At 41.6% G+C, this 20007-nt stretch carries 19 protein-coding genes and 1 tRNA gene; 7 read left to right on the top strand and 13 right to left on the bottom strand.

Annotated features, from left to right (window positions below; translation table 11 throughout):
* Positions 1 to 182 precede the first annotated feature (182 nt).
* The 9 genes from blaOXA to AABK37_RS15815 all read right to left on the bottom strand — a co-directional run bounded on the left by blaOXA (position 183) and on the right by AABK37_RS15815 (position 10946).
* Positions 183 to 1043: a class D beta-lactamase gene (gene blaOXA, locus AABK37_RS15855; protein WP_432552520.1), complete on the bottom strand. Its 861-nt coding sequence runs from the start codon at positions 1041 to 1043 to the stop codon at positions 183 to 185.
* 248 nt (positions 1044 to 1291) lie between these two features.
* Complete coding sequence (locus tag AABK37_RS15850) at positions 1292 to 2542, bottom strand: DUF4912 domain-containing protein (protein ID WP_432552519.1); 1251 nt, start codon at positions 2540 to 2542, stop codon at positions 1292 to 1294.
* A 469-nt stretch (positions 2543 to 3011) separates the two neighbouring features.
* On the bottom strand, positions 3012 to 3182 hold the full coding sequence (locus AABK37_RS15845) for a hypothetical protein (RefSeq protein WP_432552551.1): 171 nt from the start codon (positions 3180 to 3182) through the stop codon (positions 3012 to 3014).
* 253 nt (positions 3183 to 3435) lie between these two features.
* Complete coding sequence (gene pstB / locus AABK37_RS15840; RefSeq protein ID WP_432552518.1) at positions 3436 to 4266, bottom strand: phosphate ABC transporter ATP-binding protein PstB; 831 nt, start codon at positions 4264 to 4266, stop codon at positions 3436 to 3438.
* A gap of 114 nt (positions 4267 to 4380) precedes the next feature.
* Complete coding sequence (gene pstA / locus AABK37_RS15835; RefSeq protein ID WP_432552517.1) at positions 4381 to 5280, bottom strand: phosphate ABC transporter permease PstA; 900 nt, start codon at positions 5278 to 5280, stop codon at positions 4381 to 4383.
* Positions 5281 to 5285: 5 nt separating this feature from the next.
* Positions 5286 to 6221 carry a phosphate ABC transporter permease subunit PstC gene (pstC, locus tag AABK37_RS15830; RefSeq protein WP_432552516.1) on the bottom strand — a complete coding sequence of 312 codons (936 nt, stop codon included), beginning with the start codon at positions 6219 to 6221 and terminating at the stop codon, positions 5286 to 5288.
* Positions 6222 to 6239: 18 nt separating this feature from the next.
* Positions 6240 to 7238 carry a PstS family phosphate ABC transporter substrate-binding protein gene (locus AABK37_RS15825; protein WP_432552515.1) on the bottom strand — a complete coding sequence of 333 codons (999 nt, stop codon included), beginning with the start codon at positions 7236 to 7238 and terminating at the stop codon, positions 6240 to 6242.
* Between the two features lie 49 nt (positions 7239 to 7287).
* Complete coding sequence (locus AABK37_RS15820; RefSeq protein WP_432552514.1) at positions 7288 to 8454, bottom strand: sulfate ABC transporter substrate-binding protein; 1167 nt, start codon at positions 8452 to 8454, stop codon at positions 7288 to 7290.
* 215 nt (positions 8455 to 8669) lie between these two features.
* The gene (locus tag AABK37_RS15815; RefSeq protein ID WP_432552513.1) at positions 8670 to 10946 is read right to left on the bottom strand and encodes an IMS domain-containing protein; all 2277 of its coding nucleotides are present in this window, start codon (positions 10944 to 10946) and stop codon (positions 8670 to 8672) included.
* 734 nt (positions 10947 to 11680) lie between these two features.
* On the opposite strand from AABK37_RS15815, the gene pdhA reads away from it, so the two are divergent.
* On the top strand, positions 11681 to 12715 hold the full coding sequence (pdhA, locus tag AABK37_RS15810; RefSeq protein WP_432552512.1) for a pyruvate dehydrogenase (acetyl-transferring) E1 component subunit alpha: 1035 nt from the start codon (positions 11681 to 11683) through the stop codon (positions 12713 to 12715).
* Here the strand turns inward: pdhA and AABK37_RS15805 are convergent.
* Together AABK37_RS15805 and AABK37_RS15800 are read right to left on the bottom strand one after the other, a co-directional pair.
* Positions 12683 to 12841: a hypothetical protein gene (locus tag AABK37_RS15805; protein WP_432552511.1), complete on the bottom strand. Its 159-nt coding sequence runs from the start codon at positions 12839 to 12841 to the stop codon at positions 12683 to 12685. The two genes, pdhA and AABK37_RS15805, sit on opposite strands and share 33 nt — an antisense overlap.
* Before the next feature lie 20 nt (positions 12842 to 12861).
* Positions 12862 to 13629, bottom strand: a complete 768-nt coding sequence (locus AABK37_RS15800) for a Uma2 family endonuclease (RefSeq protein WP_432552510.1) — start codon at positions 13627 to 13629, stop codon at positions 12862 to 12864.
* A gap of 93 nt (positions 13630 to 13722) precedes the next feature.
* Here AABK37_RS15800 and AABK37_RS15795 point away from each other — a divergent pair, with 93 nt between their 5' ends.
* The 4 genes from AABK37_RS15795 (at position 13723) to fba (ending at position 17392) form a co-directional block, all read left to right on the top strand.
* On the top strand, positions 13723 to 14886 hold the full coding sequence (locus AABK37_RS15795) for an RNA-guided endonuclease InsQ/TnpB family protein (RefSeq protein WP_432552509.1): 1164 nt from the start codon (positions 13723 to 13725) through the stop codon (positions 14884 to 14886).
* Positions 14887 to 15002: 116 nt separating this feature from the next.
* Positions 15003 to 15872, top strand: a complete 870-nt coding sequence (locus AABK37_RS15790; protein WP_432552508.1) for an aldose epimerase — start codon at positions 15003 to 15005, stop codon at positions 15870 to 15872.
* 63 nt (positions 15873 to 15935) lie between these two features.
* Positions 15936 to 16007: transfer RNA gene (locus AABK37_RS15785), tRNA-Lys, on the top strand.
* 305 nt (positions 16008 to 16312) lie between these two features.
* Entirely contained in the window at positions 16313 to 17392 is a 1080-nt protein-coding gene (gene fba / locus AABK37_RS15780) for a class II fructose-bisphosphate aldolase (RefSeq protein WP_432552507.1), read from the top strand.
* Between the two features lie 87 nt (positions 17393 to 17479).
* On the opposite strand, the gene AABK37_RS15775 is transcribed toward fba, so the two are convergent.
* Both AABK37_RS15775 and AABK37_RS15770 read right to left on the bottom strand, forming a co-directional pair.
* On the bottom strand, positions 17480 to 18064 hold the full coding sequence (locus AABK37_RS15775) for a plastocyanin/azurin family copper-binding protein (RefSeq protein ID WP_432552506.1): 585 nt from the start codon (positions 18062 to 18064) through the stop codon (positions 17480 to 17482).
* Positions 18065 to 18154: 90 nt separating this feature from the next.
* Complete coding sequence (locus tag AABK37_RS15770; protein ID WP_432552505.1) at positions 18155 to 18970, bottom strand: carbon-nitrogen hydrolase family protein; 816 nt, start codon at positions 18968 to 18970, stop codon at positions 18155 to 18157.
* Positions 18971 to 19192: 222 nt separating this feature from the next.
* Here AABK37_RS15770 and AABK37_RS15765 point away from each other — a divergent pair, with 222 nt between their 5' ends.
* Both AABK37_RS15765 and AABK37_RS15760 read left to right on the top strand, forming a co-directional pair.
* Positions 19193 to 19786, top strand: coding sequence for a MarC family protein (locus tag AABK37_RS15765; protein ID WP_432552548.1), 594 nt, complete (start codon positions 19193 to 19195; stop codon positions 19784 to 19786).
* 28 nt (positions 19787 to 19814) lie between these two features.
* The coding region (locus tag AABK37_RS15760; protein WP_432552504.1) for a hypothetical protein at positions 19815 to 20007 on the top strand (193 nt) is incomplete at its 3' end.

The following is a 20007-nucleotide window of genomic DNA, read 5'->3' as shown; positions in this document are numbered from 1 at the left end:
TTGACATAGCGCTCAAACGCTAAGTAAGTCGGCGAGAAAAATTCAATGTATGTAAATAAACGTAAAAGCAGTGTAGGGTGTGTTAGCTGCGAGAGTACGGCACCATCAACAGTCTAAGTAAGGTGCGTTACGCTTTCAGCTAACGCACCCTACAATTTAATTTTCTTAACTAAACTTCTGTTCTACAGCAAGCCCAAATCTTTCAGGCTGCGTCGTGTAATTTCAATCCTGGCTGGTGCGTCTGTTGCTTTATTCATGTCAATGGTTGTTGCGAAGAAATAGACATTTTTGTTTTTTTCTAAATAGCCGACAAACCAACCCAATTCTGGTTTAGTGCTGTTTAACCATCCAGTTTTTCCCCGCAGTGTATAATCTGGAGTCTGTTCTCGCACCATAATATCTTTAACCAAATCCATTGTCCGTTGCGAGAAGGGCAGCTTGTTTCGATATAATCTTTGCAAAAACTCAATCTGTGATGCCGGTGTAATTTTCAATGGTCCCTGCAACCAAAAGCGATCAATATCTTCAGCGGTACCAATCTGACGGTTGCCATAACCTACTTTATCGATAAATTGCTGCATCCGCTCATGTCCGGCTCGACGTGCGAGAACTTGATAAAACCAGACAGTTGAATCTTTGAAAGCTTGACGCAAATTCGTATCCTGATTCCAAACATCGATATCTCGGCGAATTCCATCCCAGGTAAGGACAGCGACATCATTGGGCATGATACCAGTTTCTAATGCCACCATTGCATTAAAAATTTTAAACGTTGAACCGGGAGTCATTGCAGTCGCGTTACGTTGAGGATTGTGTTCATAGGTGCGGTTCTTGTTCAAGTCGTAAATTAAGATCGATCCTGAGAGTTTAAATTCTCGGAAATGTCGTCCTAAATCTGGTGCTTGAGCGGCAATTACTGGATGTTGAGTGATGGTGGAATTATTTTCAGCTAGAACACGCACGCTGAAACTTACCGCGATTAACAAGGTGATACATCCAACAATAAAGATAATAAAGCGCGATCGCCACACACGAAGCAGCATTTTTTCTCCTCACACATATTAACAAGCAGGAAATAATACACCGTCGTTTTGCTGATTTCCGGATGGCAATGATATCATGTCCCCTTAATTAACATTAATAAAAACATTGCAACCGTCGTAGAGACGTTCCATCGGAACGTCTTTACAATATGTGTGATTAAAAAACATGATATAAAAACCCCCGCTACAGCATAACCATAGCGGGGGAAAAGTTTAAATGTCGATTTTAGTTAATCCAAAATCCAAAATTAAGAGAACCACTCAACAACAGCTTCATCTTTGGTGTTGGTATTGCGAGATGGTGTCTCGCGGGTAAATTTCATTTGAATTGACCGTGTTTGTTCACCATCAACAGCGACAGCCTTAATCGGATAGTCAATTAAACCATCCTGGAAGGACATCTGGAAGCGGAATGTACCATCTGGATTCAGCTTAATCGGACGACCACCAATTGTTACAGTAGCATCGGGTTCGGTTGCACCGTAAACAATCAACTCAGCATCAGCAATTAACCAGAACTGACGCGGACGCATCGGCACGTCTCCAGAGAAGCCAGCACCGGACATTCCTACACCAGACATGGTTAAACCAGATGTGGTGGGAACTGCCCACATACCTACACCAGAGGGGAATATGTAGGAACTGATGGTTTGTTCGTGGACGGAAGTTTGATGCATCGAGCCGAATATAGAACCAGCAACCCGCATTGCTTCGGCAGATTCAGCCATGCCAAAGATTTGGTCATAGATAGGATTGCTACCGTTAGCGTAAGCAGTGCCATAAGCGGTTGTTTCGGCAACTTTCTTGGATGGGGGAACCAGTTCATACTGGGTTTTGCCAGCCAAATCTTCTTCAAAGTTGACTGTGATGAAAACGTCTTCAATCCAGTCAGAAGGATAGACGGGAGGAATGTGTACTGGTGCCGATCGCGCCAATATTAACCAGCGACCATCAGCACAACGATAACCGATATCAAGCACATAATCGCGATCGCTCACTGGCACCGGTAAATACCATTCCCGCGCTAATTCATCAGAAGGATATTCTTGAATGCTGTGGGGGCTTTGGTATTCAATATTGATGTCGGTAACATCATAAATCCGCAGTGCTAATTGTTGTCCACCTTGGCGACGCAGTTCTTCTTTGTGTTCGTTGGAAACATCCCAGTAAGTGTAAGCCCACTGAGGATCTCGCGGCATCAGCACAATCCGGCTTTCTCCGTAACCAGCTGGCAAATCGGCAAGTCCTTCATCAACATCTGCCAAAGACCCACCATTACGATCTATTTGACCTAATTCAAATTTTGCTGCTTCCACGGTTTCCTGTGCCTCCGGTGAACGAGATGGGGTGAGCGAAACTTTACTGCGCTGAACTTCTTGAATCGATGCCAGCAATTGCGATTTACGCATCCGGCTATAGCGAGAGATACTGTATTCGCTAGCAACTCTACGTAGTTGCCTTAGTGTCATCTCTTCTAGCGGTGGGCGTTCTTTTGCCATGATTTTGACCTCCAGTAGTTTAAAAGGTAAATGATTTCCCCTGGCTAAAGAGTGGTGTAATAAATGCCATCCAATCCAGATGAATTTCTTATTCCTGAAGGAGTGGTTTTTGCCCAGTTTTGAGATTTTTTTAGTCGGTTTTTAAATTAAGGTCTACTTTCTTTGAAATTCCCTACAAATGCGATCGGCATTTATTTGGGATCGGAAAAGTCCCTTTGTTAATGAATATTAACTAACAAACCCGCATAGGGATCAAGGGGTCTCAAGACCCGTTTTTGTCGTTTTCACGAATTTATCAGCCATTTGGGGATCGTAAAGTTATGTTTTCATGACATTAGGGCGAAAAAGCCCATTTTTCAACCCCAAAATAGAGAGCTAATGTCATCCTTTGCTGACATTAGCTCCAAACCTAGTCTTTAAACTACATCGGCATATAACTATTTATAGATAGTTACTTGCATAAATTTCTTTATCCGCGTCCATCGGCGTTTATCTGCGGTTCAAAATCAAAATCGAAATCGATTAAAAAAGGTGCGATCGCCAACCCGATAAAACCTGTATTACCCAACACAGCGGCAATCAAAAAACTGCCTTGACTGCAAGAGTTTAGGCGATCGCGATCGCGCTTTTTGAGATTCATCTAAATTTGACTGCGAGTTACTCCCTTCCCGCTACAAGATTACCTATCTTCTTTTTCTTCTTCCTTCGTGTCCTTCGTGTCTTCGTGGTTCGTTAAATAGGTAATCTTCGAGCGTGACAGGAGTAACATAGTAGAAATCAGGACTTACGCAAAGAAACCCGGTTTCTAGCAAAAATCGTCTGTTTCGCAACCAAATACGAACGAAGAAACCGGGTTTCACAGCAGATGGTGCGTAAGTCCTAGAAATCATCGCTTAACCGAAGCGTCCACTAATATATTCTGATGCTTCTTGAGTTTTGGGAGACTCAAAGATTTGCCTTGTCGGACTAAACTCAACTAATCTTCCGTAGCGTTTGCCATGTTTATCGGTTTCTGTATTAAAAAACGCCGTCCAATCTGCTACCCTCGAAGCTTGTTGCATATTGTGAGTCACCATGATGATGGTGTATTGTTGCTTCAGTTCTAAGCAGAGTTCTTCAACTTGACGGCTAGAAATTGGGTCGAGAGCAGAACAAGGTTCATCCATCAATAATACATCTGGTTTCATGGCGATCGCTCGCGCAATGCACAACCGTTGCTGTTGTCCACCAGATAAAGCTGTACCTTTTGATTTCAGTTTGTCTTTAACTTCATTCCATATTGCAGCGCGTCTGAGGGAATCTTCGACTAATTCATCCATATTACCTTTATAACCATTAGAACGCGGTCCAAAGGCAATATTTTCGTATATTGACTTGGGAAAAGGATTTGGTCTTTGGAAAACCATTCCTACTTGTCGTCGCAATTTAACTGAATTAATTTTCGGATCGTAAATATTGCGATCGCGATAATTTAGTCTACCTTCAACTTTTGCTCCTGGGATTAAATCATTCATCCGATTAAAGCAACGTAGAAGGGTACTTTTACCGCAGCCAGAAGGTCCAATAAAAGCAATGATTTGCTTATCAGGAATATCCATGTAGACATCTTGAAGTGCCAAGAAGCCGCTATAAAATACTTTTACACCCTCAGCATTAAATACGGCTTCATCTTGTTGGCTGAAAGTAGTATTGCTCTGGCTACTTTTATTGTTGCTATAAGTCATTATTTCTCTGTCCTAATGTCTGTAACTGCCAAATTTGCTTTTTAAACCTCTATCGTTATCAAACAGAGGTACTGTAAGTGCATTTGTGTTTATATCCTCTGGAAAAATGCTTGATTAATCTATAGAAAAGCGTTGTCTCACATAAATTGCTATTCCATTCAGAGCCAAAATCAAGAGAATCAAAGTAATAATTGTTGCGGCAGCAGCGTTAGCAAAACCCGCTTCGGGACGAGTAATATAACTGAAAATTTGAATGGGTAGTGCCATAAATCTTTGGAATAAACCAGGATTAAATGTGAGAAAACTAACAGCACCAACCACAATCAAAGAAGCTGCATCACCAATAGCACGAGATACAGAAATAATTACTCCTGTGAGAATACCAGGAACGGCATAAGGCAAAACATGACTGCTAATAGTTTGCCATTTGGTTACACCCAACCCGTAAGAAGCATTTCTTAAAGAATCTGGAACTGAGCGAATTGCTTCTCTTGCCGTCACAATAATTACTGGTAAAGATAGCAAAGATAAAGTCAACGCACCAGAAATTAAAGTTGGACCAAATCCTAGTAAATAATTGAAAACTCCTAAACCTAGCAACCCATAGACAATAGAAGGCACTCCCGCCAAATTGCTTATATTAATCTCGATAATCGTTGTCCACCAGGTTTTTGGTGCGTATTCTTCCAGATATAAAGCTGCTCCTACACCAATTGGTACAGCAGTCAAAATCACAGTAATTCCTAAAAGGATACTACCAATTATTGCCGGACGAATACCCCCTTGGTCTGGAAAACGCGAAGGAGTTTCTGTCAAAAAACCTGGACTGAAAAACCTGACTAAACCATCTTTAGAGATATCAAAAATTAGCAAAGCTAGAACAAATAAGCCAACTAGCAACCCCAAAAGAAAAATTATTTCAAAGACTTTACCTAAGCTTTCTCTACTTTCGACATTATCAGTAAATTCTCTCTCTCGATCTAGAGGATTGTTTGGTCTGTATGTGGTAGACATGTTTATTAATCGTACTTTTCTTTAAAGCGATTAGAAATCCAGTAACTAATAATATTTAAACTCAGGGTGAGTATAAACAAAACAGCACCTACAGCGTATAAAGTTTTAAAATTAAGACTGCCACGCGGACTGTCTCCACCAGAAATTTGCGCCATATATGCTGTCAGCGTTTCGACTGATTCCATCAGGTTAACTGTTATTTTCGGCTGTTGTCCGGCAGCTATAACAACAGTCATGGTTTCACCCACAGCACGGGAAATCCCTAAAATAATCGAAGCGCTAATTCCAGAAAGTGCTGCTGGTAAAACAACTTTAAAAATGGATTCGAGTTTAGTGATACCTAAAGCGTAAGCACCTTCGCGTAAAGAACGCGGTACTGCTTTGATAGCATCTAAGCTGATAGAACCAACTGTGGGAGTAATCATTACTCCCATCATTAACCCCGCACTTAAAGCGTTGAAAATTTCCAAGGGCAGAAAATTCCGGAGCAGTGGGGTGACAAATAACAGTGCAAAGTAGCCGTAAACAACTGTAGGTATCCCTGCTAAAAGTTCAACTGCTGGACGGAGAATTGCTGCTACTTTTGGTGGTGCATATTCACTTAAATAGATAGCAGAACATAAACCTAAAGGAATCGCAACTGACATAGCGATCGCTGTAGTTAATAACGTACCATTAATCAGCGGCCAAACGCCAAAATGTCTTTCTGCAAATAAAGGAGTCCATTTAGTATCCAAAAAGAAATCAGCAAAAGAAACTTCTTGAAAAAACTCAAATGTTACCTGGAAGATAATGAAGACAATACCAAATGTAGTAACAATGGAAATTAAAGCACAGCAAAATAAAATTGCCGCAACAATTTTTTCTTGGATATCTTCCGATGCTTTCTTTTCTAGTGATTCTCTAGAGTGGTGAAAATTATCTTGATTTGTAGCTTGCATAATTCCCGATACTAAAAATTAAATGAAATTCGTGATTGGTTGACCTGGTTTTGCTTTTTTAAATTTAGTACCAGTTTCACCTGTGGCAAACTTTTGTTTTACCTTCATGTAAGCTTCATCAGGTAGCGCTACATAACCAACGCTATCTACCCATTTCCAAGAATTTTCTAGATAGAAATCGACAAACTGTTTTACTGATGGTTTTTTATCCAGAGATTTTTTACTTACGTAGATGAAAAGAGGACGAGATAAAGGTGTATAGATATTCTTCACTACATTATCAACTGGAACAGGTTTTTCACACTTGCCTTGAGGACTTTCAACAGCAACTAGATTCAGCTTATCTTGGTTTTGGATGTAATAAGAAATCCCTACATAAGCAAGAGAATATTTATCACCTACAACTCCTTGAACAAGGTTATTTTGATTTTGAGTGGGAGTATAATCTGTGCGACTATTTTTGGCTTTACCTGTAATAGCTTGGGTAAAATAATCAAATGTTCCCGTATCCGAAGCTGGAGCGTAAAGCTTCATTTTTTCTTTGGGAAACTTCGGATTAATTTGATTCCAAGTTAATACTTTACCATCTGATTTAGAACTCCACATTTTTTTGAGTTCGGCAATCGTCAGACATTTGGCAAAATCATTTTGACGATTAACAATTACGGCGATTCCATCCAACGCAATAGGTAATTCTACAAATTCAATCTTCTTCTTTTTACATTTGGCTACTTCTTCATCTTTAATAGTACGAGAAGCCGCAACAATATCAATTTCTCCAGCGCAAAATTTGCTAACACCCCCACCAGTTCCACTGGAAGCAACACTAACTACAGCGTTATCGTTTTGTTTGTGGTATTCTTCTGCAACTGCAAGAGAGATAGGAAAACCTACCGCAGCACCATCAATACTTACCTGTTGTTGGCTTCCTTGATTGCTGCAAGCTGTTAGGCTGTATGATGTCAATATCAAAGATATAAAGGCGAGGCTTTTTTTCAAGTTATTGGTAAAACTCATCGGCTTTTATCAATCCCACATTTAATATATAAAATGGTTGGTATAATATCTAGGCTTTACTTTTAGCCTTAACTTGATCAAAAAGTGCGCCATCCCCAAAGAATTTTTTCTGAATAATATCCCATCCGCCTAAATCTTGAGCGGTAAATAAAGTTTCGATTTGGGGATACTGTGATGCGACTTCTTGGGTAACGGTAGGATTGACAGGACGATATCTTAATTTACCAAATTCGCGTTGGGCTTCTGTTGAATAAAGATAATCAACAAATGCTTGTGCAACTTCTCTTGTTTTATGTTTATCGACATTTTTATCAACTACCACTACTGGGTTGTCAATGGAAATATTTACTGGTGGTACAACATAAGGTAATTTCAATCCATTTGTTTCCGCTAAAATTACCTCATTTTCGTAGTTAACTAAGACATCCCCTTCATTTCTTTGGAAAAATAAATCGCTAGCTTCACGCGCATCTTTTGTCAAAAACGGAGCATTTTTATAAACTTTGGTAACGTAATCTAATGCTGTTGCATCGTCACCTCCGGCTTGAGTCACCGAACCCCAAAAAGCTAAAAATTGCCAAATCGCAATCCCAGAAGTTTTCGGATCGGCAGCAATTACTTTCACCCCATCTTTTGCTAAGTCTGCCCAAGTATTAATACCTTTGGGATTGCCTTCGCGGGTAACAATTGCCGCTACCGATCTACTAACAATACCATTTCTTGGCGCTCTGTTTTCCCAATTTGATTTAATCAAACCTGCTTGTTGGATTTTATTCACATCCAAGGGAAGCGCTAGGTGTACTATATCTGCTTCTTGCAAACCCCCGATAACAGCAGCAGCCTGAGCGCCAGAACCACCATAATTAGTCTCAAAAGTGACGTTTTGGTTATGTTCTTTCTTCCATTTCTGAATAAATTTTGGGATTATTTGGTCGTGAGCAGCTTTTGTAACAGAAAAGGAAACCAGCCGCAGTTTAATATCATTGGAAGCTGAAGCATTTCCACAGGCAGTTATTGCCATGCTCAAAACTACACCTACGGCAAATAAACATAGAAAATGCACGTGCCTTTTTGACCAGCTTCTGGTAATTCGTTCAGACAATAGCTGGATGAAGTACAAACTTTTCATTACATAAGTCTGCATTTGCGCGATCGCGAAGTGTCTCCAAAGGAGAATCGCTCTACCTACTGATTGTCTCAATTGCCATCTGCTCATAATACACCTTATATATACGGCATCTTGAGCGAATTACCGTAGATTTTAAGTATAATAGAGTTTACCGAAGGAAGAAAGCAAGAGTTACATCTATATTTAACTTTTCTTAATATATCTTAACATTATTTTCATATTACGTAGTAGGGTGCGTTATGCGAAACGCTAACGCACCCTACAAATACTATATATGGTTGAGTTTAGTCATAATGCTCTTATTAGCTTTCACTTGTTTTATTGAGAACTGACATATCCTTGATGCGCCAGCTATTATCTACACGAACCAAATTATATCTAACACGAACTTTTTCGTTATAAGACTTTTGCTGATTAATTTGCCCGTTATCATAAAACTCTGCTAACTCAGTCACCGTAGCGTCTACCGTCGCATTATTTTGGTTAGTTTCAGTTGTCTTTACAGATTCCACCTTTACAGTGTGGGTGTATTTGCGATAGCGGTTTTCAATCTTATCCTGTTGAACAATTGCCTGCCATTTAGATAAAGTTGAACCGATTAAAATCTGATCTAAACTGTCAACGTCGTGATTGACTCCCAAAGCTGCGGATTTACTAGATAGCCAACTTTGAACTACTTCCTGTGCCGTGGTTTCTGTCAAAATTCCTGGTGGTGACAGTGGCTTGCTATTTGGGTCAGGAATCGGTATTGGTGGTTCATTAAGTTGCACAGACAACTGTTCGCCTTTTAAAGATGGTGCAGGCGAAAACAGATTTTTTAATAATCCAAAAGATGTGGTGAGCAAAAACCACAAAACTATAATACCAGCAAAAGAGCCAAATATCATCCACACTAAGCGCGTTTTTCCTATCTTAGTGTTAGGACTTTGCTGTGGTTGAGAATGAGCGGGTTTTCGCCTTCTTCGCTTATTCGTTTGAACGGGTGCATTAACAGATGCCGAACCATTCAAATTATGATTTGTTCTAGAAGCAATACGTTCACCACTCGCAACCTGTGCCACACTACTTTGCTCTGTTGCATTAACAGATGTAGATGTTGTAAAGCTGGGTGGTGAGTAGTTTGAATGAACTGATTTTACTTTAGTTGGTATTTCTAAAACTTCCCCGTTCTCTGTTGTGCTGGAGTGACGATAACTCGCAGTTGAATTACTGCGGTGGGGGTAAGTATTTGTTTGTGTTTCAAAAGAAGACTGCCGATTAGTTACATCATTGCTTTTTTGTACTTCCGTTGGCAAACCTTCTAAATAAGCTTGCACCTGTTCATCGGCAAAGTATTCTTTTAGAGAAGCTTGGTTATTTACCAAATCTCGAAAGTGAGGAAACACTTCGTTATGCAACCACCGTTCTCCATACAAGCACAGTCCCGGCAGCATGTCAGGAGAGTCTTGAGATTTTTCGCGAATAAAAGCTAGAGCTTCGTATTCTTGACTAAGTTCTAAAGAACGAGTTGCAAGTTCTGTTTGCCCCAAAAGTAAAGCACATAAGGACTGTTCTAAATGTACATCCTGACGCTTGCCCAGACGTGTCAGCATTTGCCTTGCTTGACGAATCAAAGCAGGTTGACGTTGAGCAAATCCCCGCGCTATCAAGGCATACACAGCCAAATATGTAGCGACTGCCGAGGGACGTTTACTTTCAGCTTCAAATATTTTCTGTTGTTCTGCGGCTGTTAAGTGGTAGCGTAGTTGCTGGATAAATCGCAAAAAGTCATCTATATTTAAACCAGATTGGTCATTGCCAGTACCATCAATTCCTCCGCGCTCTTCTAAAACGTTTTGTAATAATTCCAAGCCTTGACGTCGTTCGGCGGTTTTTTCTTGAGGTAGTGCCAGTAATTCTAGAATTCGATATGGTCGTAATTTACAAAGGTCTGCTTGAATTTCCGATCGCACGCTGGGAAATAAATTTTCCTTGATTAACAAATCTTGACCTGTTTCTAAGGAAAGCGCTGCGTTTTCATAATGACCTTGCTGCCATTCTTCACGACCGAGTTCTAAACAGGCAAGGGCAACGGTGAGAATAATATCTGGACGTTCTGGACGTTCATAATATTCTTCGTTGGTCAGACTATTGACATTTGCGCCACTTACCGATCCATTTTTATTAACCAGGTAGGGACGACCTAATTTGACTACAAGTTCGTATTCGCCAAGCTCTTGCAGAATTAGTAAAGCACCAACTAATTCATCTTGGGAAATGTCAATGCCCAGACTTTTAGCTTCGGTAGTACCGTTGTTCTCTTGCAGGCGATTTTCGACTGCTACTGCACTAGTTGTCGTGCTTCCTTCCGGGTCGTAGACGTTTGCCAAATAAAGCTGGTCGTAACTGCTACGTTCTTTGGGATTTGATAATACCACGATCGCTTCTTCTAAAAGTTGTTTTCTGGAAGTGATTGCACTTGACGAATACTCACGTCGCGGTAGTTGGACAATGCGATCGCTGTACGCTTGCCGCAATTGTTCATCATTTGCCGCCAACGGTAATCCTAAAATTCGGTAGTAATCTAGCGGAATTCGCACGGCTTACTTCCCCTGCTGCACGATCGACATCATTCATTTTGAGCATTCCCGGCATGTAAAACCGTGCCATCACATTATCTTCTTGACACACCTTCATAGTGTGAAGTGAAAATAAATTTGTATACTACTTAATCTTTTGCCTTATTGCTGCTAAATTATTAAATTTTTATTTTTTACCGATTTGTCATCAATTTTAGACATTAAACAATACTACACCACGGCGTAGTACCATAAATCTTCTGCTCGCAGGAGTATAAATATAACCATCGAGCGTGAGATCGATAGTTTGTATTCCTGCAAACAATTCTGAGGAACTTTCCCCGGTAGTCAAAACAGAGAAGCACCGCTAGAGAAATTTAATCTTGATAACAAGCGTAGCGTAGTTTATCATAACTTTGTTGTAAATACAACTATTTACATAAGTATATAAATTGCCGCCGCCAATTTATCTAAATTGTTAATCGATATGCAGAAATCTTGCTATTTTGACTGATAACCTATAAGGGTGAGTGGTGAAAAGTCCAAACTGCGGAAGTTCCGCAGATGCTAACTTCCAAGGAGCAGTGAAAATTAAAAATCAAATTAAAAACTATTTACTTTTTAGCAGCCATTGAGAGTGAATTTGTAACTTGTTAACTCCTAACAACGTTATCTTTGTACAAGCTTACGGCGAATGTGAGCAACTTATCTAAGATAGTAACTTTAAGTTTTACCACAGGGATACTAACAAAATAATGGTTCAAGAACGCACATTACCCACATTTACGGCAGCATCCGCGCAGATTACCAAAGAAGTTGGGTTACGGTTGTACGAAGATATGGTTTTAGGGCGCGTCTTTGAAGATAAGTGCGCCGAGATGTACTATAGAGGCAAAATGTTTGGTTTTGTCCATCTGTACAACGGTCAAGAAGCGGTTTCCACTGGTGTTATCCAAGCGATGCGACCGGGTGAAGATTACGTTTGCAGTACTTACCGCGACCACGTTCATGCTTTGAGTGCGGGAGTACCAGCAAAAGAGGTAATGGCGGAATTATTTGGTAAAGCCACCGGCTGTAGTAAAGGACGCGGTGGTTCGATGCACATGTTTTCTGCGGAACATCGCTTGCTGGGTGGTTATGCTTTTGTGGCTGAAGGTATTCCTGTAGCAGCGGGAGCGGCTTTTCAGAGTAAATATCGGCGCGAAGTTTTAAAAGATGAAAGCGCAGACCAAGTAACAGCTTGCTTTTTTGGCGATGGTGCGGCAAATAACGGTCAGTTTTTCGAGACATTGAATATGGCGGCTTTATGGAAACTGCCGATTCTTTTTGTGGTAGAAAATAATAAATGGGCGATCGGTATGGCTCACGATCGCGCAACTTCCCAGCCAGAGATTTACAAAAAAGCCAGTGTATTCAACATGGTAGGCGTGGAAGTAGACGGTATGGATGTACTAGCCGTGCGAGCAGTAGCCGAAGAAGCTGTTGCCCGCGCTCGTGCTGGTGAAGGTCCGACATTAATTGAAGCTTTAACTTACCGTTTCCGGGGTCACTCATTGGCTGACCCAGATGAAATGCGATCGCAAGCCGAAAAAGAATTTTGGTTTGCTCGTGACCCAATTAAGAAGTTAGCTAATCATTTAGTAGAGCAAAATTTAGCCTCTGCCGAAGAACTCAAAGCAATCGATCGCAAAATCACAGAAAGAATTGCCGAAGCCGTGAAATTTGCCGAAAGCAGTCCCGAACCCGATAGCAGCGAATTATATCGCTTTGTCTTTGCAGAAGACGAATAAAAGGGAATTGGGCATGGGGCATGGGGCATGGGGCATGGGGCATTGGGTAAAATTCCTCTCCCCCTGCTCCCCCTGCTTCCCCTGCTTCCCCTGCCTCCCCTGCCCCCTGCCCCCTTGTCCCCCCACTCCCCCGCTCCCCCACTCCCCTACACCTCATCCGGGTTAATACCCAATTCTCTTAAACGCGCTGCCAAGCGATCGGCTCTTTGACGCTCTTGCTCGGCTCTTTGACGCTCTTGCACTGTCCTTTGACGCTCTTGTAGCATCTCTTCTCCTGGAGTTGATATCCAATTTCCATTGGCATAATACCAACGCAACCAGAGCCGCTCAATGCCTTGATAAGTACCCTGCCACAGTCCTAAACCTAGTTTTAAAGTTGGCATCCAAATACGTGTTTCTTCTAAGTTCATTTCCACATAACGGTCTGCCTGAAGCATAAAGGCTCTTAACCTATCTGTGTAGCGGTCAAAGATTATGTAATAAGGAACACGTAGAATTTGCTCATAGACTTGCCATTTTGTCGGTGGTTCATCTACAGAGCGTAAAGTTTGCCCCAAATCTTCTTTTTCTGTACCAGGGGAAAGTAACTCAACTACCACAAAGGGGCTTACACCCTCTTGCCAAATTACATAACTTAAGCGTAAATCTCTATCTTCGTATAATTTGGAGTTGCCAACTACTCCAAACCAGTCAGGACGCTTGTACCACAAAGGATGACGTATATCGTAATAAAGATTTAAATCGCTGGCGACGAACACCTTATCTGGTCGATAATTAGGCGGATGAAAGGTTTCTCGCAACAGTTGAGGTTGAAAATCATGAAATTCGTCGGGCAAACCTGGCTCCTTTGGATCTTCACTCGGAAGATCGTACATCGTTGGTAGAACTTCTTTTGGAGGAAGAGGAGGGTTCATAACTAGTTGCTGTTTTACTACCAATCAATCACTTTTATTAACTTTGTTTACTAGTAGCAGAAGAAATCCGGTTTCTGGTATCGTAACCTATATATGCTATTAGGATTTAAAACAGAACTTAAAATCAACAAACACCAACGCCTGCTATTAGCTAAACACGCAGGTGTCGCTAGACACGCATGGAATCAAGGACTAGCCTTATGTCAACAGGTGTTGTCATACAACAAAGCCAATCCTAATGAAAGAATTAAATTCCCCACAGCGATTGATTTACATAAATGGTTAGTAGCATCCATCAAATCACGATTACCTTGGTACTATGAGGTGTCAAAATGTGCCCCACAGTTTGCACTTAAACAACTATCTGATGCCTTCAAATCCTTCTTCAAAAAGATTCATGGATTTCCCAACTTTAAAAAGAAAGGTATACATGATAGTTTTACTCTTGATGGAAAGATTCATGTAGACCACAGAAAAATCAAAGTACCTGTGATTGGATGGATGAAAACCTATGAGAATTTACCCAAAGGGTTGAAACCAAAAACAATCACAGTCAGTAGACAAGCAGACAGATGGTTTATATCATTCCGGATGGAAATAGAACCCACCACAACCCCTAAATCAGTAGACTTTGTAGGAATAGACTTGGGGATAAATCATCTAGCAATTACATCATCAGGACAAGTGTTTGACGGTGCAAAGAGTTATAAGAAATACTCGAAAAAACTGGCTCATCTACAGTGGCTTAATCGTCACAAACAACTTTCTTCAAATAACCACAGAAAAGCCGCTATTGGAGTAGCTAGGATACATCGAAAAATCGCCAATCTCCGTACAGACACATTGCATAAAATCACAACTCAGATCAGCAAAAACCACGCAGTGATTGGGATGGAAGATTTGAATGTGTCAGGGATGATGGCTAACGGTAAATTAGCTGCATCTATTGCCGATATGGGTTTTTATGAATTCCGCCGACAGATGCAATATAAAACCCAACTTTATGGTAGTAAGTTAGTAGTTTTAGATAGGTTTTATCCCAGTAGTAAAACTTGCTCCAGATGTGGTACTAAAAAACAATCTCTGTCACTAAAAGAACGAGTTTTCCAGTGTGAGAATTGTGGTTTTGAATGTGACAGAGATTTAAATGCTGCGATTAATTTGCAGCAGGCGGCCAGATCGGTCGTGTCAGCTTGTGGACTGGGTAGCGCCGACGCTTCCAGGTTGAAGCAAGAAGAAAATGAAAGCAATTGTTAGCATTTTTGGATCGGTCTACTTGGTACATAATAAGCAACAGAGATGACCAATTAGCTATAGCTTAACTGATAGGAGACGACTGTTCGACTTGACTAATCAATAAATAAAGGAAAGCAATGTTTGCGATCGCACTTCAAGAGCAACAATACAAAACCTACATCCTCAAGGATGAAAGCACTAATTCACAATTAGAGGTTGTACCGGAACGCGGTGGTATCATCACCAAATGGCGCGTAAATGGTGAAGAAATTTTCTACCTGGATGCGGAACGCTTTACTAATCCTGAATTGAGCGTTAGAGGTGGGAATCCGATTTTATTTCCTATCTGCGGCAACTTACCGGATAATACTTACACTTATCAAGGCAAGCAATATACTCTAAAACAACATGGATTTGCTCGTGATTTGCCTTGGGATGTTACGAATCAAGTGACTCAAGATAAAGCTAGCCTTACCGTAGTCCTCAATAGCAACGAGCAAACAAGATCGGTTTATCCTTTTGACTTTGAACTGGCTTTTACCTACCAGATGCAAGGTAATATCTTAGAAGTTCAGCAGAATTATACAAATAAATCATCTTCACCGATGCCTTTTTCTTTTGGGTTTCATCCGTACTTTGTGACGAATGATAAAACTCAGCTAGAATTTGAAATTCCTTCGAGTGAGTATCAAGACCAGAAAACCAAGGAAATACATTCTTTTAACGGAAATTTTGACTTCAACCGCGATGAAATTGACGTTGCTTTTAAACAGCTAACAAGTCAATCTGCTAGTGTGACAGACCGCAGCCGCAAGTTAAAATTGACTCTAGATTACGATGATGCTTTTCCGATTTTGGTTTTTTGGACGCTGAAAGGCAAAGATTTCTACTGTCTGGAACCGTGGAGCGCTGCTCGAAACTCTATCAATACTGGCGAACACCTGACTATACTTGAACCTGGAGCCAGTTGTTCGGCATCGATCAAGTTGACAGCAAATTTTTTCTAAACCCCTTTACAAAACTATAGATAGATGTGGTAGAATGACAAAGTTGCGAGTTTAAAACTCAACGGGTCGCTAACTCAACGGTAGAGTACTCGGCTTTTAACCGATTAGTTCCGGGTTCGAATCCCGGGCGACCCATATTAAAAGACTAATTCACGGATTTTGAGTAACAGTAGTGCGATCGCTCGTATGTTGCGTTTGGGGTTTGTTTGAGAACGGTTGGGCAACTTTTATCACTTACGCGATCGCCTTTGATTGTTTATAGTTGACTTCTTGCAGTCACCATTCCCTTATAATCAGGCTTGAAGCTGGTAAAGTTTTTCAGCATTAGCACCCGACACTAGTTATAATTTCCTAATAAGTTGAAAAAACTATTAAGATTAGCGTAATAATTGCGCTTGTCTCAAACCGACTAGCTGACTACCACATTAGGAGGACTATCTATGGCGCTCGTACCAATGCGGCTGCTGTTGGATCACGCGGCTGAAAACGGTTACGGCATTCCGGCGTATAACGTGAACAACATGGAGCAGATTCAGGCAATCATGAAGGCTGCTCTAGAGACAGATAGCCCCGTGATTTTACAAGCTTCTCGTGGCGCTCGTTCTTATGCTGGGGAAAACTTCTTACGCCACTTGATTTTAGCAGCAGTAGAAACCTACCCTCATATCCCCATTACCATGCACCAAGATCATGGTAACAGCCCTGCAACTTGCTATTCGGCGATTCGTAACGGCTTCACCAGCGTGATGATGGATGGTTCGCTGGAAGAAGATGCGAAGTCACCAGCAAGCTATGAGTACAATGTCAACGTTACCCGCGAAGTGGTAAAAGTAGCTCACGCTGTAGGTGCCAGCGTTGAAGGTGAACTCGGTTGCTTGGGTTCTCTCGAATCTGGTATGGGTGAAGCTGAAGATGGTCACGGTTTCGAGGGTAAACTCGACCGAGATCAACTTTTAACTGACCCCGACCAAGCAGTAGACTTTGTAGAGCAAACTCAAGTAGATGCTTTGGCTGTTGCGATTGGTACTAGCCACGGTGCTTACAAGTTTACCCGCAAGCCGACCGGAGAAATTTTAGCAATCAGCCGCATCGAAGAAATTCACAGCCGTTTACCTAACACTCACTTGGTAATGCACGGTTCTTCTTCGGTTCCCGAAGATTTGCTCGCTATCATCAACCAGTATGGCGGTGCAATTCCCGAAACTTACGGTGTACCTGTAGAAGAAATCCAAAAAGGTATCAAGAGCGGTGTACGTAAGGTAAACATCGATACTGATAACCGTTTGGCGATTACTGCTGCTGTGCGTGAAGCTTTGGCTGCAAATCCCAAGGAATTTGACCCCCGTCACTTCCTCAAACCTTCGATTAAGTATATGCAGAAGGTTTGTGCTGAACGCTATCAGCAATTTGGTACCACTGGTAACGCTAGCAAGATTAAGCAAATCTCTTTGGATGATTTTGCTGCTAAGTATGCTAAGGGCGAACTTAACGCTGTTACCAAGGCTACTGCTAAGGTTTAAGGTAAAATGAGCGCTCTGTGCGCTCACTACGGGTTTTTCATATTAAGATTATTTAACCGGGTTGGAATATTACCCGGTTTTTTGGTGTTATTGGACAGTGAGGAAGGTTCTCATTCCGGCTTTAAAGTGTCCGGGTAAGTTGCAGACGATGAGATATTTACCGGGGGTTAAGTTAACTTTGAGTGTTTTTGTGACACCGCTTTTGAGGTCGTCTTCTTCAATCTCGCCAATTTCTTTTCCGGCTTTATCTTCGTCAAGCTTATCGCCTTCAAGTGGTAGCTTATCTAGTGGTAAGTCTGTTTTAATCACTACCATTTCGTGAGGAATTTTACCTTTGTTAGTCGTTTCAAATTCCACCGGTCCGGCTGGGACTGTTGACTGAGATAATTGAAACTTCATCTCTGTGGCAGTTACTTGAATTTTAGTGCCAGCAGTTGATGTAGCGTTTGGGGAATTAGAGTTTGTAGCGGTTGGGGAATTAGCGGGAGTTGTTTGTGCGGTGTCATTACCACATGCCCAAAGCAGTGAAACAACAGCAGTAAGGAAAAAAAACTTAATTGAAGTTTTCATTGGTTTACATACAAGTGCGATCGCATTTATTTTTTGACGTTGCTGATTTGCATTTTTTGACGTTCGATCTCGATCGTCTCTACTAGAAATTAGAGATTTCATAACTTAATTCAGCAACGCCAGTTTTTTGTTGAGATTGAGAGTTTACCATCCCACAAGGCGATCGAACTGTAAATTTTGGCAAATAACCAGCTAGATAAATACGCGATGTTGTAAGCTGGGCATTTGACGGCGTACTTGTTCTAGCCTCGAAGGATTTATTTCGGCGATCGCTACTCCCGGTTTTTCACCAGCATCGGCTAAAATCGTACCCCAAGGATCGATAATCATCGCGTGTCCGTGGGTTTGACGACGAGCGTAATTTATTCCAGTTTGCGCTGGTGCGATGACATAAGCGGTGTTTTCAATTGCCCGCGCTTGTAGTAATACTTGCCAATGATCTTTACCAGTAAAAGCGGTGAAAGCTGCCGGAATAAATAGAATATCTGCCCCTTTGTGAGATAAATGGCGGTAAAGTTCCGGAAAGCGGACATCGTAGCAAACAGAAAGTCCGATATTACCGAGTTTTTCGTCAAAATAAATCGGGGGTATTTGCTGACCAGCCATTACCGTACTAGATTCGCGGTAAGTATTGCCGTCTGGGACATTCACATCAAATAAATGTACCTTTTGGTAGTGGGCAATTTCTTGACCGTTGGGGTCGATGAGTGTGGAAGTATTGTAGACTTTGCCGATGTTATCTACAGGTACTGGATAGCTGCCGCCGAGAATGGTAACTTGATAGCGCTGCGCCATTTTTTTGAGGAATATTTCCGATTCTTTGGCGATCGCATCAACTTGAGCAAGTTTATCCTTTTCTTCGCCCATAAACGAAAAATTTTCTGGCAAACTCACTAATTCCGCACCTTGATGGACGGCTAAATCGATAAATTCTTCTGCCTGTGCCAAGTTTTTTTCCAGATTTGACACACTGGTCATTTGAATAGCGGCGGCTAAGTATGACTTCATAAATCCAATAACGAATAGTGGAGTTGTCAGGGATAGATTATCAAATATATCTTTACTTTGGTAGTTGCAAAGACAGACTTTATCCCCATTGCTTTATCTTCCCCGAATTTGCTAACGAACGAACATGCTGAAACTTACGCTTATATCAATCTTCCTACGGGTTGTGGAATAATCAACGAGTTTGAGGTTAGGTTGTTAGAAAACCTTGATAAAGTCTCTGCTGTGGATATTTCTGTTTTCGTTAAAACCTTTGTTGCTGTGTTTGTTCTTGCGGATGCAGTGGGTAATATACCGATAATTTTAGTTCTGACTAAGGGGATGGAACCGCAGCAAAGAAATAAAGTAATAGATAAAGGGGTAGTGATAGCGATCGCTGTTCTTTTGGTCTTTGCTTTTGGCGGTCAATTTATTTTAAGTTATTTAGATGTCAGCATGGGGTCTTTGCGGATAGCTGGGGGACTGTTGCTGCTATTAATTGCTTTACAAATGCTTCAGGGTGAATTAAATACTCCTATACTCGACGAAGAGAGAGATGTAGCAATTACACCGCTAGCTTTGCCATTGTTAGCCGGACCCGGTACGCTGACGACGGTAATGCTGTTAATGTCGTCAGCCGCGAATCCTAATTTAAGCGTGACGCTGGGTATTTTGTCGGCGATGTTTGTTACTTGGTTGATTTTGCGCTTCTGTAATTATATCGATAAGTGGATTGGTGCAGAAGGTGAGGTGATTATTACTCAGCTTTTGGGTTTTTTGTTGGCTGCGTTGGCGATAGAAATTGGTAGTACGGGGATTAAGGAGTTGTTTTTGAGTTAGGGAAAACGAACCGCGTTCGGCTTTGCCGTTGCCGAAGGCTAGGCACGAAGGACGCGAAGGGAGGAGGGGGGGAGGGGGGGATAGGGAGAGGGGGGGAGAGGGGGAGTGGGAGACAAGGAGACAAGGAGACAAGGAGACAAGGAGACAAGGAGACAAGGAGAATAATTCTTTCTCCCCCTCCCCTTGTCCCCCCCTCCCCCCCTCCTCCCTCCTCTCACTTT

It is taken from the genome of Tolypothrix sp. VBCCA 56010 (assembly GCF_050875635.1).
In the GTDB taxonomy this organism is placed as follows: Bacteria; Cyanobacteriota; Cyanobacteriia; order Cyanobacteriales; family Nostocaceae; genus Hassallia.
Note: the sequence above shows the minus strand (reverse complement) of the source record. Positions and strands in the feature narration are given on the sequence as shown.

What these genes read in the sequence shown, in the direction of transcription:
- AABK37_RS15790 (WP_432552508.1), top strand. Translation starts at nt 15,003, where the DNA reads ATGTTTGCGATCGCACTTCAAGAGCAACAATACAAAACCTACATCCTC.
- AABK37_RS15795 (WP_432552509.1), top strand. Translation starts at nt 13,723, where the DNA reads ATGCTATTAGGATTTAAAACAGAACTTAAAATCAACAAACACCAACGC.
- AABK37_RS15850 (WP_432552519.1), bottom strand. Translation starts at nt 2,542, where the DNA reads ATGGCAAAAGAACGCCCACCGCTAGAAGAGATGACACTAAGGCAACTA.
- AABK37_RS15775 (WP_432552506.1), bottom strand. Translation starts at nt 18,064, where the DNA reads ATGAAATCTCTAATTTCTAGTAGAGACGATCGAGATCGAACGTCAAAA.
- pstB (WP_432552518.1), bottom strand. Translation starts at nt 4,266, where the DNA reads ATGACTTATAGCAACAATAAAAGTAGCCAGAGCAATACTACTTTCAGC.
- pstC (WP_432552516.1), bottom strand. Translation starts at nt 6,221, where the DNA reads ATGCAAGCTACAAATCAAGATAATTTTCACCACTCTAGAGAATCACTA.
- blaOXA (WP_432552520.1), bottom strand. Translation starts at nt 1,043, where the DNA reads ATGCTGCTTCGTGTGTGGCGATCGCGCTTTATTATCTTTATTGTTGGA.
- fba (WP_432552507.1), top strand. Translation starts at nt 16,313, where the DNA reads ATGGCGCTCGTACCAATGCGGCTGCTGTTGGATCACGCGGCTGAAAAC.
- AABK37_RS15770 (WP_432552505.1), bottom strand. Translation starts at nt 18,970, where the DNA reads ATGAAGTCATACTTAGCCGCCGCTATTCAAATGACCAGTGTGTCAAAT.
- AABK37_RS15820 (WP_432552514.1), bottom strand. Translation starts at nt 8,454, where the DNA reads ATGAGCAGATGGCAATTGAGACAATCAGTAGGTAGAGCGATTCTCCTT.
- AABK37_RS15800 (WP_432552510.1), bottom strand. Translation starts at nt 13,629, where the DNA reads ATGAACCCTCCTCTTCCTCCAAAAGAAGTTCTACCAACGATGTACGAT.
- AABK37_RS15845 (WP_432552551.1), bottom strand. Translation starts at nt 3,182, where the DNA reads ATGAATCTCAAAAAGCGCGATCGCGATCGCCTAAACTCTTGCAGTCAA.
- pdhA (WP_432552512.1), top strand. Translation starts at nt 11,681, where the DNA reads ATGGTTCAAGAACGCACATTACCCACATTTACGGCAGCATCCGCGCAG.
- pstA (WP_432552517.1), bottom strand. Translation starts at nt 5,280, where the DNA reads ATGTCTACCACATACAGACCAAACAATCCTCTAGATCGAGAGAGAGAA.
- AABK37_RS15825 (WP_432552515.1), bottom strand. Translation starts at nt 7,238, where the DNA reads ATGAGTTTTACCAATAACTTGAAAAAAAGCCTCGCCTTTATATCTTTG.